The 12,614-nt window shown below is 49.0% G+C and carries 9 protein-coding genes; 2 read left to right on the top strand and 7 right to left on the bottom strand.

The features are described from left to right. Window positions 1-76: 76 nt before the first annotated feature. The 5 genes from Q1K76_RS01995 to Q1K76_RS02015 all read right to left on the bottom strand — a co-directional run bounded on the left by Q1K76_RS01995 (window position 77) and on the right by Q1K76_RS02015 (window position 7,787). Entirely contained in the window at window positions 77-331 is a 255-nt protein-coding gene (locus Q1K76_RS01995) for a hypothetical protein (protein ID WP_258327564.1), read from the bottom strand. Between the two features lie 998 nt (window positions 332-1,329). Further along, window positions 1,330-1,911 carry a helix-turn-helix transcriptional regulator gene (locus tag Q1K76_RS02000; RefSeq protein WP_300130640.1) on the bottom strand — a complete coding sequence of 194 codons (582 nt, stop codon included), beginning with the start codon at window positions 1,909-1,911 and terminating at the stop codon, window positions 1,330-1,332. Between the two features lie 758 nt (window positions 1,912-2,669). Next, the gene (gene uvrA, locus Q1K76_RS02005; protein WP_300130642.1) at window positions 2,670-5,489 is read right to left on the bottom strand and encodes an excinuclease ABC subunit UvrA; all 2,820 of its coding nucleotides are present in this window, start codon (window positions 5,487-5,489) and stop codon (window positions 2,670-2,672) included. Next, window positions 5,486-6,439 (bottom strand): lytic transglycosylase domain-containing protein, encoded by a 954-nt coding sequence (locus tag Q1K76_RS02010; RefSeq protein ID WP_300130644.1) that lies wholly within the window; start codon window positions 6,437-6,439, stop codon window positions 5,486-5,488. The genes uvrA and Q1K76_RS02010 overlap by 4 nt, the downstream gene beginning before the upstream one ends. A 16-nt stretch (window positions 6,440-6,455) precedes the next feature. After that, window positions 6,456-7,787, bottom strand: a complete 1,332-nt coding sequence (locus Q1K76_RS02015; protein WP_087407456.1) for a gliding motility-associated C-terminal domain-containing protein — start codon at window positions 7,785-7,787, stop codon at window positions 6,456-6,458. Window positions 7,788-8,042: 255 nt separating this feature from the next. Here Q1K76_RS02015 and Q1K76_RS02020 point away from each other — a divergent pair, with 255 nt between their 5' ends. Then, entirely contained in the window at window positions 8,043-10,058 is a 2,016-nt protein-coding gene (locus Q1K76_RS02020; RefSeq protein ID WP_258327569.1) for a LysM peptidoglycan-binding domain-containing protein, read from the top strand. Window positions 10,059-10,061: 3 nt separating this feature from the next. Then, a complete protein-coding gene (locus Q1K76_RS02025) occupies window positions 10,062-10,739 on the top strand; it encodes a porin family protein (protein ID WP_300130647.1) in 678 nt (225 codons plus the stop codon). Here the strand turns inward: Q1K76_RS02025 and holA are convergent. Together holA and Q1K76_RS02035 are read right to left on the bottom strand one after the other, a co-directional pair. Then, window positions 10,730-11,770 carry a DNA polymerase III subunit delta gene (holA, locus tag Q1K76_RS02030; RefSeq protein WP_300130649.1) on the bottom strand — a complete coding sequence of 347 codons (1,041 nt, stop codon included), beginning with the start codon at window positions 11,768-11,770 and terminating at the stop codon, window positions 10,730-10,732. The two genes, Q1K76_RS02025 and holA, sit on opposite strands and share 10 nt — an antisense overlap. Window positions 11,771-11,775: 5 nt before the next feature. After that, entirely contained in the window at window positions 11,776-12,555 is a 780-nt protein-coding gene (locus tag Q1K76_RS02035) for an AMP nucleosidase (RefSeq protein ID WP_258327572.1), read from the bottom strand. Between the last annotated feature and the right edge of the window lie 59 nt (window positions 12,556-12,614).

Consider the following 12,614-nt stretch of genomic DNA (forward strand, 5'->3'; position numbering starts at 1 on the left):
GTCAATCGGTAAAACCATAAAAAAACAGCCACTCTCCGAAAGAATGGCTGTTTTTTTATACCGATGGAGCGACTTGCTACCATTGTAAAAGATCTGTGCCCTCGAAAAATACACGCCCACGAACCTCTATACAATTCCGGCCTTCATTATACCAGATGCGCATAGGGCGACCATTCATACTACCCGAAGCTCGTTGAATATTGACTGTGGATATTTTCCGATCGATAAACTCCTGAATAATGTCCCAATGCTTAACCTGGGCAGTTTCATCGTTGAATAGGTCGCAAAGCTGCTCAGCACTCAGTTTCTTCAAATCGATATTTTCCATCATAATCCTCCTTTTTAGTATACCATAAATCGAGAAAGCGAGAATAAATTACATCCATCCAAAGATATGAAAGGAGAGGATAAAAACAAACCTAATCCGCAATATTTTAGGGCTCGCATGCAACATATAAAAGCTCGCAAAGCAGCACTTGAAACCCACAAAACATAAAACATTTCGTTTTTACAATTCTGCACTTCACGTATAAAGATTATATGCAACCATTGAAAATACGCGTATAACCGCTCGTTATTCCATGCTTGGGAAAGGTATCACCGGCAATAAATAACTACGATAAAAACGGCTTAAAGGAGGCTCAAATGCCACAAATGTAGATTAGATTTGAAGACCTGCAATCACCATTAAGCCGTTTCTGCTATAACAGAGATATCCATTGTTGGTCAGGTATCATCTATTCATCTCTCGGTTTCCAACAAATATTCATCTTCGTATATTTCTCTCGATTGTCTATTTATCATAATATAAATTATAGAACATTTTATTTTTTACAATTCTACTCTCGTTTATAAGAGATATGCACCCACTGAAAATTATCCCAGCTCGTGCCGAGGACTCATTCTTTAAGCCTCACACTGCGACCGTCCTATTCATAAAATAGTCCCCACTGGTCGGCATCTTCCGAATCGACAGGATAGATTGACCGGAAAGGTTGACCGATGGAGGCCGACGTATGTAGTCGATGGTCTTGTAGCTGAGGTTACCAGCAGGATAATGGCGAGCGCCGCAATAAAGAGAGCGGTACCCCAGGAACCTTATCCAGGCATTGAGCCATTGGGTGGCGTAGTAGTCGTAGTATCCGCTCAGGTAGAGGAAGGTGCCTTGGTCACACTCTACATCAGCATATCATGTGTATAGGCATACTACACTCGAACTCGAGGGTTCGGTTTAGCTTAAAATTTGTCCAGACCGGATTTACGGGGTCCAACAGATGTTAGGGAGAACCTGAAAGCAAAAAAAATCGAGCGTAATTGAAACTCTTGAATCTAAGACTCGGGAGAGAAGCTCTCGAAAGTGTTGTCGGAGTAGAAAATCATGATTTTGACGATTCGTCTATTTTTAGCATCGGATTCACGAGTTGGAATATACGGGATATTTTTCGATCTTTCACTCTCATTTTCAGCAGAATTTGCAAAATTTATAGCCCTATTTGAGCTATTTTCCTTCGCATATTCGGGTTTGCTCGTATCCTCGGCCGTATTTTTACCTCTCTCGTCATCGAATAGCGACATGAACGGAGAGCCACCAGCAGGTAAACCCGAATCATCTTCGGTCGGGATGATAGTCGACGATTCGATTGCTGCGGAAAAGGCGCCATTCGACTCTGACAGGAGCATCGGGCCATTACCATACAGCAGCCAATAAATAGAGAGGTCGGGGTACCTCTCATGTATCTTACCGATAGTCGTGATACTGATTTTCTGGTTGCGACCACTTAGCATCTGCGACATCGACGGACGTTGTATCCCGGTGTTGTCGGCAAATTGTGTAATGGTAATTCCCAGGTAGTCGATAAATTGTTTGATACGATCGGCCACGGCAAGTGCCACAGTTTTATCATTTCCCATAAAGCAGATTTTTAAGCCAGAAAATACGTTACAAATGTAATCAATGAAATTTAAAAATCAAAATTTCACAAGTAACTTTTGTAAATAACAGATGTAAACAGTAAAACCCGCAAATTTGCAAATTGAATATGCGAGATAGATGTCACATTTGTAATTCGGGTATCACATATATTAAATTTATACTTTATAAAATATATCTTAAGTTATTGATAATAAGTATATAAAAATATCATATACGCCGATTTGATAAGGATTTTGACCGATGATGATATTTTATTATAAATAAAAACTACACATATAGACATACAATATATTGATATATAAGTATATATAGCATAAAATATTACAGATAACTAATATTTATTGGCTTGTGTATGCTGTATTTACAAAATTATCTCCTACCCCCTACTCTATTTACATTTGAATTAAAAGAATAACTACAACGGTAAATTTTTATCGAGTTGTATTTGTAAATCATTGATTTGCAAATGTAATTTTAATAATAATTGCATCGCTCCTACTTTTTTGGAGGCTTATCTCGCCTACGATTTATTTTTGATGTACCGATGTAAATCGTTTCGTAAATAGCTCAAGGATTTTGCATCAAAACGGCACAATTTCGAATCTACTGTTTTTATATACAATCAATTATACAAATACAAACAGCTATACAAACCAATACGAAATAGAAAAAAAAGAGGCCCAAAGCCTAAGCCTTGAGCCTCTATAACCGTTTTATCGGCGTTTATCGATGTTACTTAATCTTTCAACTCTTCACGCAGGTAACGAGCCGTAAATGTATCGCATTGACTAACCTTCTCGGGGGTTCCCGTAGCTAACACGTAACCGCCGTTGCGTCCACCCTCCGGCCCCATGTCGATAATGTGGTCGGCACACTTGATGATGTCGAGGTTATGCTCAATAACAATCACGGTATTCCCTTTCTCGACCAGTCGGTTCAGCACCGACAGCAATACACGTATATCCTCGAAGTGCAAACCGGTGGTTGGTTCATCGAGTATGTAGAGCGTTTTGCCGGTATCGCGTTTGGAAAGTTCGGCAGCCAGCTTCACCCGCTGGCTCTCTCCACCCGACAGCGTGGTTGAGGGTTGCCCCAGTTTGATGTAGCCCAGCCCCACCTCTTGCAGCACTTTGATTTTGGAGATGATGGCCGGAATATTTCCGAAAAACTCGACAGCCTGGTTGATGGTCATGTCCAGCACATCGGCAATCGATTTTCCTTTGAAGCGTACCTCGAGGGTCTCGCGGTTGTAGCGTTTGCCATGGCATGCTTCGCACGGCACCAGTACATCGGGAAGGAAATTCATCTCGATAGTCTTGTAGCCGTTGCCACCACACACCTCGCAGCGCCCGCCAGCTATGTTGAAAGAGAAGCGTCCCGGCTTGTAGCCGCGGATCTTTGCCTCGGGCAACTCGACAAACACATTTCGGATGTCGGCAAACACCCCGGTATAGGTAGCCGGATTGGAGCGCGGCGTGCGCCCCAGCGGCGACTGGTCTACGGTCACCACCTTGTCGATATTCTCCAGCCCCTCGATTTTTTCGTAGGGCAACGGAGCTTGCAACGAGCGATAGAACTTCTGGCTGAGAATCGGCTGCAGTGTTCCGTTAATCAGGCTCGACTTGCCGCTGCCCGATACGCCGGTCACACAGATAAATTTACCCAGAGGAAACTCGACCGTTACGTTTTTGAGGTTATTGCCCGTAGCCCCCGACAGCACAATCTTCTTACCATTGCCTGGCCGACGCTGGTGCGAATACTCGATTTTCTTCTCGCCGTTCAGATATTGCGCTGTGAGCGTGTTGGTCTTGAGCATCTCTTCGGGGGTACCGGCAAAGACGATGTTGCCACCGAGGCGCCCGGCCCGAGGGCCCAGATCTACCACATAGTCGGCGGCCAGCATCATCTCTTTGTCGTGCTCCACGACGATAACCGAGTTGCCCATATCGCGCAGCTCCTTCAGCGAATTGATGAGCCGGGTATTGTCGCGCTGGTGCAACCCGATACTGGGCTCGTCGAGAATATAGAGCACATTGACCAGTTGCGAGCCTATCTGCGTAGCCAGCCGTATGCGTTGGGTCTCGCCGCCCGACAAGGTGGCCGAGGCCCGGTTGAGACACAGATAGTCCAGCCCCACATCGACCAGGAAGTGCAACCGGCTGCGTATCTCTTTCAATATCTCCACGGCAATTTTGCGTTGCTGCGGTGAGAGTTCGTATTCGACCTGATTGACCCACTCGTACAGTTCCGAAATATCCATCTCAGCCAATTCGGCAATGTTCTTCCCGGCTATCCGGTAATGCAGGGCCTCGCGGTTCAGCCGTCGGCCTTCGCAACTGGGGCATACGGTCGTCGTGACAAACTGTCCCGCCCACTTCTGGGCCTGCGACGAGGCATCGCTCTGCTGTTGTACCTCGATATATTTGATCAAGCCATCGAACGAGAGAAAGTAGTTCGATGTACCCAACGACTCGTTTTTGATTTGCAATCGTTCGTCCGTCCCGTTCAGAATATCGTCGAGCGCCTCCTCGGCCAGGTCTTTGATGGGAGTCTTCAGCGTGTTGCCATACTTCTCGCAGATAGCGGCAATCTGCCAAAATATCAAGGTATTTTTATATTTACCCAATGGGACGATGCCTCCTTCGTAAATCGACTTCTCGTCGTTGGGGATAATCTTTTCACGGTCTATGATATTGACATAGCCCAACCCCTTGCATCGGGGGCAGGCACCTTGCGGCGAGTTGAACGAGAAGTTGTGCGGGGCCGGTTCGCTATACGACAAACCCGTTTGGGGGTCCATAAGCGTGCGGCTGTAATGGCGCAATTCCTGCGTGTCGGCATCGAGAATCATCAACTGGCCGTCGCCCTGTTTCATGGCTGTCTTTACACTCTCTTGCAGCCGGCGTTCGTCGTCCTTGTCGACCACCAGCTTGTCGACCACCAGCTCGATGCTGTGATTCTTGTATCGGTCGAGCTTCATGCCGTGTGTAATCTCGCGCAATTCACCATCGATACGTACGGTCAGGTATCCCTTGCGGCGCACCTGCTCGAACAGCTCCTTGTAGTGCCCCTTCCGGTTACGCACCAGCGGTGCCAGTATGTAGGTGCGGCGACTCTGGTACTTCTCCAGAATAAGTTCGATAATCTTCTCTTCGGTATAGCGCACCATCTTCTCGCCCGACAGGTAGGAGTAAGCCTCGCCGGCCCGGGCAAAGAGCAACCGCAGGAAGTCGAAAATCTCGGTCGTCGTTCCTACCGTCGAACGCGGATTCTTGTTGGTTGTCTTCTGCTCGATGGAGATTACGGGGCTCAACCCGGTAATCTTGTCCACGTCGGGACGCTCCATGTTGCCGAGCATGTTGCGGGCGTAGGCCGAGAATGTCTCGATATAGCGCCGTTGCCCCTCGGCAAAGATGGTATCGAACGCCAACGACGATTTGCCGCTGCCGCTCAATCCGGTAATTACCGTCAGGCTGTTGCGCGGGATGGTGACATCTATGTTTTTGAGGTTATGCACACGAGCGCCATATACCTCGATTTGATCTTCTGCTTTCATTTCTTATCGATTACCCACTCTTTTCTGTAAGCTGTAAACTTACGTTTCGTGTAATACAAATCCTCTTTTTGTGGTATCTTGATGTAATAGACTTTTCTCGACTTGTCGGGCATGGTACGGGCACGCAACCAGGGGTTGGCCTCTTTGAGCTGGGCGTAGGATACGCCATGCTCCTGAGCAAAAAGTGCCAGGTTTTCGATGGTCGTGTCGACCCGTATCTCGGTATAGCGAATAGGTTGGTACAGCTGACGGGTCTTCAGCTTGTACCCGTATTTGGCCGGCGAAGAGAATATCTCTTTCATGGCCAGGATGCGGAACACATAGCGCGAGGTCTCTTCGTTCAGCCACAGGTCGAACGAATGGTCGGCCAACTGTTTTTTGAGTTCCGACGAGATGCGCCCCATGCCGGCATTGTACGATGCCGCTACGGTGGTCCAGCTTCCATACTTGGCATAAGCCTCTTTCAGGTAACGGCATGCGGCCCGGGTCGACTTCTCTACATGGCACCGCTCGTCGATGTCGTCGTTGACCTCCAATCCGTATTCACGCCCCGTGCGTGGCATAATCTGCCAGATGCCCATGGCCTTGGCCGGAGATACGGCCCGCGGGTTGAGCGTGCTCTCGATTACGGCCAGATAGAGGAAATCGCTCGGGATGCCCTCCTCTTTCAGGATAGGTGCCATGATGGGGAAATAGCGGTTGGCCCGCTTGATGGCCAGCGAGGTCGAGGAGTGCATGTAGCACAGCGTGGTCAACTCGCGGTCAAAGCGTTCGTACATGTCGAGCCGGTCCAGGTCTACCACCTCTCCGGCGAATTTCACTTGCAACGGAAATTCGGGAATCACTACATCCGAAAACTCCTTTTGCGCCATCTCCTCGCCCTGTACTTGTTGTACGAAAAGGGGCGAAACGATCGACAGCGCAACCATAAAATATTTGTTCAATCTCATCGGTTACAGCGTTTTTTCAATCTTTGGAACGCATGATGTTGATGTGTCCCTTCAGTTTAATCTTTTGGCCGTTGGAGCCTTTTGCCTCGATCACATAATAATAGACTCCGGGGTCGACATACTTGCCATGATACTTCCCGTCCCAACCATTTTCGGGGTTGTCGAGATAGCACATCTGTACCCCCCATTTGTTGAATATCCAGCATTTGAAGCTCACAATCGACTTGTAGGCCACCTTCCACTCGTCGTTCACGCCCGGACTTGTACCTGGCGAGAAGGCATTGGGAGCCTCGAGGCGGGGCTCGCCGATGTTGACGGTAAAGGTCTCGCTGTAAGCCTGACACTCGGCCGTACTGTTGCTACCGACAAGACGTACATACGTGACCCCTTCGTCGCGGAAAGTGTAGCGCAGGGTCTGGTCGTTGTAACGGGCAATCGTGGTCGAGAAATCCTCCTTGTCCGAAAACTCCCATTCGATGTGAGTCACAGCATCGGTCGTATAGGCCTGAAACTCGATTTCGGCCGGAGCCGAACCGCCCAGGTATTCGGTCGGATGCCGGTCGTCTTCGTTGAGCGCATCCTCCCGATAGCTCTGCTCGGCGACAGCCGTCACCCCTATCGCCGTAGTTACATACTCTCCTGTCGATACAGTCTGCTCCATACCCCAATAGTTGAGCAATTGGTCGCCCGAGATGACAAAGTCGGTATTGCATAGCGGTGCCGTCACTTGGACGGTCGACGTGAAATTGTCAATCGTCTCCGACTGGGCGGTCTGCACATAGGTGAGCGCTTCGGCATTCCACACCAGACTCATGTAACTGACAGAAAGTTCACGATTCAGCACCTTGGGTGCACCGTTTATCGAGTAGTAGTTGAGCCGCGAGCCGCTCCCGTCGAGCAGCAGCGTGGTGAGTTCGCACTGCCCCGAGTCGTTCGAGACCGATGCCCCGTTCAGCACGAGAGGAGCCTGCGAATAGTCGATTATCCACAGGTAGTAGCTGCGTCCGTTCTGTTCGATTATATATCCGCAATCGGCTTCGGTCAGGGTGAGTGTCGAGAGGTACCCGTTCTGCACCGCACCGGTGACCGGTGTGGATGTAGCTGCCCCCGACGGGCCAAACTTGCTCCACGAGATGAGCGAATCGTCGGCACCCGAAAATTCGACTGTCGCCTGGTCGAGCGAGTAGACGACAAAGACTCCCCCATTCAGACCGGTACTGGCCTCGGGAGTATAGCTGTATGCCGGTTTCCCCCCACCCGTCACGGTTATCTGTTGGGCACACAAGCCGCCAAATGTAAAGAGAGCTGTCAAAAACAAGAGGAATCTGTACATATCAATCCGAATCATAAATGTGAATGACAAAGTTACAACTTTTCGACCAATCGCATTTCTATCCGCAATTTAAAATTTCCCAATAAAGCCGCTTCGATAAGAATAATTGAGACAAAGGCCCTACCCATACGTTTTTGACTTGCATCTGACAATATTTTTATATACTTTTGTTTCTTGTATATTACCATCAGACACAAAACGCAAACCATTAACAATATGAGATATACACGAATAACGATAGTTTTGCTATTCTGTTTTACTGCACTCTTTATGCTTTCGGCTCAAACCGAAAATTTACAAACCAAGGTTATCGACGGAAAAGAATTTTATATCTACAAGGTAAAACCCTCGGAAGGGTTCTATGTGCTCAGCCAGAAATTCGGCATTTCTCAAGAGGAGATTATCCGCTACAATCCAGCTGCCAAAAACGGGCTGAAACGGGGACAACTACTGATGATCCCGACTCACAGAACAGCTCAGGGCGAGCCCGAAGGTTCTGAAATAGAAAGCACCTTCGAGCATACCATCGTGCGAGGCGAATCGCTCTACTCCATCTCGAAGATGTACAAAGTGACTATTCAGAGCATCATCGACCTGAACCCCGGTTCCGAACGGGGTATCAAGGCGGGAGCCACACTGAAAATTCCACAACGCTATAAAAAAACGACCTCGAAAGCCCAAAACAAGGCTGTCACTACGGCAACAGCCAAATCGCAAGGTACAGCCGTAACGGCAACATCCACCCCTACTCCCGAAAATACAACCGCTACGACCGACAACGGAAACGGAGAGTATGTATATCATACTATCGGCGAAGGCGAAACGCTCTTCTCCATATCGAAAAAGTACGATATCGACATAGAAACCATTCTCAAACTTAACCCCGGCATCTCTCCCAACCACCTCAAGAAGGGGTCGGTCATTCGACTTACCCCCGATACCAAAGAGATAAACGTGACTATCGAGCAAAAACAACTCTACACACAGTACAAGGTGCGCAAGAAAGAGACCTTGTACAGCATCTCCAAAAAATTCGGGACCACAGTCGAGGAGATTAAAAAGTGCAATCCCGACCTCAAGCAAATTCGTCAGGACGACATCATCAATATCCCGGCCGGTATCGAATACAATACCGTGACGGCCGAAAACCCCATCACCAGCGCCGAAATCAACAACATATACAACAAGCTGTACAAGAGCGACAAACGGGGAGTAATCAACGTAGCCGTGATACTGCCGTTCATGTTGCAACAAACACACCCCGACACCAAAGCCAGCCTGTATACCGAATACTACCAAGGTTTCCTGATGGCCGTAGACAGCCTGAAACGCCAAGGAGCCTCGATCAACGTGTACGCCTACGATTCCGAAGAGTCGGACGCTACGGTACGCCGCATCCTGACCAATCCCGAGATGAAGGAGATGGACTTGATTATCGCTCCCGAAAGCGACAATCACATCAAACTGATTGCAGACTTCGGCCTGGCCAACGACATCAATGTGGTCAACACCTTCTCCCTCAAGAACGAAGAGGTTTCGCACAATGCCAAAATCTTCCAGACCAATATTCCTCACTCGTACCTCTACGCCGAAGCCGCCGACCGGTTCATCCGTTATCTGGGCAACCGCAAGGTGATATTCCTCACCCACACGGGCGAAGAGAACGACAAGCGCGACTTTATTGCCGGACTGAAAGAGGAGCTTTCGCGTGCCCATATCGCATACAGCGAGATTCGATTCGACAACGAACTGAACCTGTTGAATCAGGATTCCATTCTAACCGGAGCAAGCGGAATCGTATTCGTTCCTACATCGGCCAAGAAAAAAGAGCTGTCGTTGATTGTTGCCCCTATCGAGACCCTCAAAGAGAACCGGACCGACCTCGACATCGCCCTCTTCGGTTATCCCGAGTGGCTCACGCAGGTACCCGAATATCTGAACGAGTTCTATAAGTTGAACACCTATCTCTACTCCCGCTTCTATGCCAATCCCTTCGACGAAAATACCAAGGCGTTCCACAAGCGGTTCCTCTATTGGTACAACAAAGACATGATCAATGCCAGCCCGCAATATGCACTGCTCGGTTTCGATACCGGCATCTACTTCCTCACGGCCATACGGGCCAACGGCAAGAATTTCGCCACCCAGCAGTTGACCTCTTCGAGCGACCGTATCCAGACCGATTTCTCGTTCCAGCGCATCAACAACTGGAGCGGATTCATCAACAAGTCGTTCTATTTTGTCAACTTTGCTCCCGATTTCACAATCAAAAAAATTAGAGAATAATTCATGAGACTGTTGCGATATATCTGTTTGCTTGCCGCCCTCGTCACCCTGCAGACGGGTTGGGCACAGCGTAGCGATTACGAGCCCGAATTTACCGTGGGCATAAAGGGGGGGACCACCTTTTCGAGTATATCGTTCACCCCTACCGTCACCCAGTCGCTACTGTTGGGATACACGGGTGGAGTCTCGGTGCGCTATATCGAAGAGAAATTTTTCGGACTCATTGCCGAGGTCAACTTCACCCAATGCGGTTGGAACGAGACCTTCGATACCGACCCCTATACCTACTCGCATACCCTCAATTATGTGACGGTACCCTTCCTCACCCACTTCTTTTTCGGGAACCGGGTGGTGCGCGGTTTTATCAATGCCGGGCCACAGATTGGATTTCTTCTGGGCGACAGCTACAAGAGCAATTTCGACATCCACAATCTGCCCGAATTCAGCCAGAAAAGCAAGGTGAAAGAGATATATACCATGGACATCGCCCACAAGATAGACTACGGTATCATGGCCGGTGCCGGTATCGAGTTCCGCATAGCCCGCTCGCACGGTATCGTACTCGAGGGTCGCTACTACTACGGATTGGGCGACATCTTCAGAAACCGAAAGAAAGATGTTTTCTCGGCTTCACATAACCAGATTATCACTATCTCGCTGGGGTATCTCTATCACTTCTGATACGGGCTGTACAGAATTTTGAAAACCAGTTCGCGCAACAGGTCTCCATCGTTGCTCGAAGTTCCCGACCCGATACCTTTCGACCGGGCATCGTACTGCCGGATAAGGGCAATGATGTCGATACACTTGAACGCGTTGTAGACGCGCATGGCCGTCAGATAGTCGCGTGCCTGAGAGGGAAAGCGCAGATTGAGCTCCTTGGCTATGCCATTGTCCGACCAATCGGCCGAAAAGAAACAAAGTAACAGATTGGCAAAAAAGTTGAACAGCACACTTATGGTCACCACCAGCGGGTTGTTCTTGGGATTCTGCTCGAAATGGTTCACAATTCGGGCCGCCTTCGGCACATTGTGCGTGACGATGGCATTGAGCAGTTCGTAGTTGTTGTAATCTTTACTGATACCCACATTCTGCTCTACCGCCTCGGGAGTGATGCGCATGCTCCCCTCGGGCAGCGAAATGGCCAGCTTGTCGAGCTCGCCGCTCAACCGGCTCAGGTCATTCCCCACGAAATCGGCCAGCATCGACACCGCTTTGGGGTCGATCGACAGTTTTTTCGCAGTCACATAGGTATTGATAAACGCCGGCAGCTGGCTGTCGTACAATTTTTTCGACTCGTATACCAGTCCTATTTTCTCGATGCCGGCTATAATCTTTTTATTCTTGAGCGAGCCGTTTTTGTAGCAGATAACCAGAATCGTGCGCATCTGAGGCTTCTGCAGATAGTACGATAGATTGTCTATCCCCTTGATATTCTGAGCCTCCTTGACAACAATCAGCTGATGTTCGGCCATCATCGGGAATCGTTTGGCCGCATTCACCACCAGAGCAAAGTCGTCGACATCGGCTCCATACAGAATGGTCTGGTTGAAATCCCGCTCCTCCTCCCTCAAGGCATTGGCAATGATGGCATCACAAATCAGGTCGATGTAATACGACTCATCGCCCATGAGCAGGTAGACAGGCTTGAACAACTTCTTGCGAATATCCTGCAAGATGGCAATATGCTGGTTGGAATCTTTCTTGGCCATAGCGGTTAATCCTCGTCAAATCGCAGATGCTTCACGGTTGTCCGTTTGTCGATAATCAATTTCAGCGCCTCGACCCCGATCAAGACATGCTCCTCTACGAAGTCTTGAGTGATTTTCTTGTCGCTCTCGGCTGTCTTCACACCGCTTGAAATCATGGGTTGGTCCGAAATAAGCAACAGAGCCCCCACCGGAATGCGATTGGCAAAACCCACCGAGAAGAGGGTGGCCGTCTCCATATCGACTGCCATACAGCGAATGCGGCGCAAATACTCCTTGAAGTTGTCGTCAAACTCCCATACCCGTCGGTTGGTCGTATACACGGTCCCCGTCCAGTAATCGCGGTGATGGTTCCGCACAGCTGTCGATACGGCCCGCTGCAACATGAAGGCCGGCAGAGCTGGCACCTCGGGAGGGAAATAATCGTTCGAGGTACCCTCGCCCCGTATGGCGGCAATCGGCAAGATGTAGTCGCCCAACTTGTTCACCTTCTTGATACCGCCGCATTTCCCCAAAAACAGAACTGCCTCGGGAGCCACGGCACTCAACAGGTCCATGATGGTAGCGGCGTTTGCGCTACCCATGCCAAAGTTGATAATCGTTATCCCCTCGGCCGATGCACTGGGCATGTTGCTGTCCTCGCCCAAAATCGGCACGTTGAAGTGAGAGGCAAATATCTCGACATACTTGGCAAAGTTGGTCAGCAGGATGTGCTTCGTAAACTCCTCGACCGGCCGCTGCGTATATCGGGGTAACCAATTTTCGACAATCTCTTGCTTTGTTTTCATAAATCGATATTTTTGGAGTAAATTTACAGAAATAATTAGAAAGCACAAATTTTCTACCG

Source organism: uncultured Barnesiella sp. (genome assembly GCF_946496565.1).
GTDB classification, from domain to species: Bacteria; Bacteroidota; Bacteroidia; order Bacteroidales; family Barnesiellaceae; genus Barnesiella; species Barnesiella merdigallinarum.

Bases quoted from the DNA above. Each gene is read 5' to 3' on its own strand.
- Q1K76_RS02000 (WP_300130640.1), bottom strand. From the start codon at position 1,911: ATGGGAAATGATAAAACTGTGGCACTTGCCGTGGCCGATCGTATCAAA.
- Q1K76_RS02035 (WP_258327572.1), bottom strand. From the start codon at position 12,555: ATGAAAACAAAGCAAGAGATTGTCGAAAATTGGTTACCCCGATATACG.
- Q1K76_RS02010 (WP_300130644.1), bottom strand. From the start codon at position 6,439: ATGAGATTGAACAAATATTTTATGGTTGCGCTGTCGATCGTTTCGCCC.
- Q1K76_RS02020 (WP_258327569.1), top strand. From the start codon at position 8,043: ATGCTTTCGGCTCAAACCGAAAATTTACAAACCAAGGTTATCGACGGA.
- Q1K76_RS02025 (WP_300130647.1), top strand. From the start codon at position 10,062: ATGAGACTGTTGCGATATATCTGTTTGCTTGCCGCCCTCGTCACCCTG.
- Q1K76_RS02015 (WP_087407456.1), bottom strand. From the start codon at position 7,787: ATGATTCGGATTGATATGTACAGATTCCTCTTGTTTTTGACAGCTCTC.
- Q1K76_RS01995 (WP_258327564.1), bottom strand. From the start codon at position 331: ATGATGGAAAATATCGATTTGAAGAAACTGAGTGCTGAGCAGCTTTGC.
- holA (WP_300130649.1), bottom strand. From the start codon at position 11,770: ATGGCCAAGAAAGATTCCAACCAGCATATTGCCATCTTGCAGGATATT.
- uvrA (WP_300130642.1), bottom strand. From the start codon at position 5,489: ATGAAAGCAGAAGATCAAATCGAGGTATATGGCGCTCGTGTGCATAAC.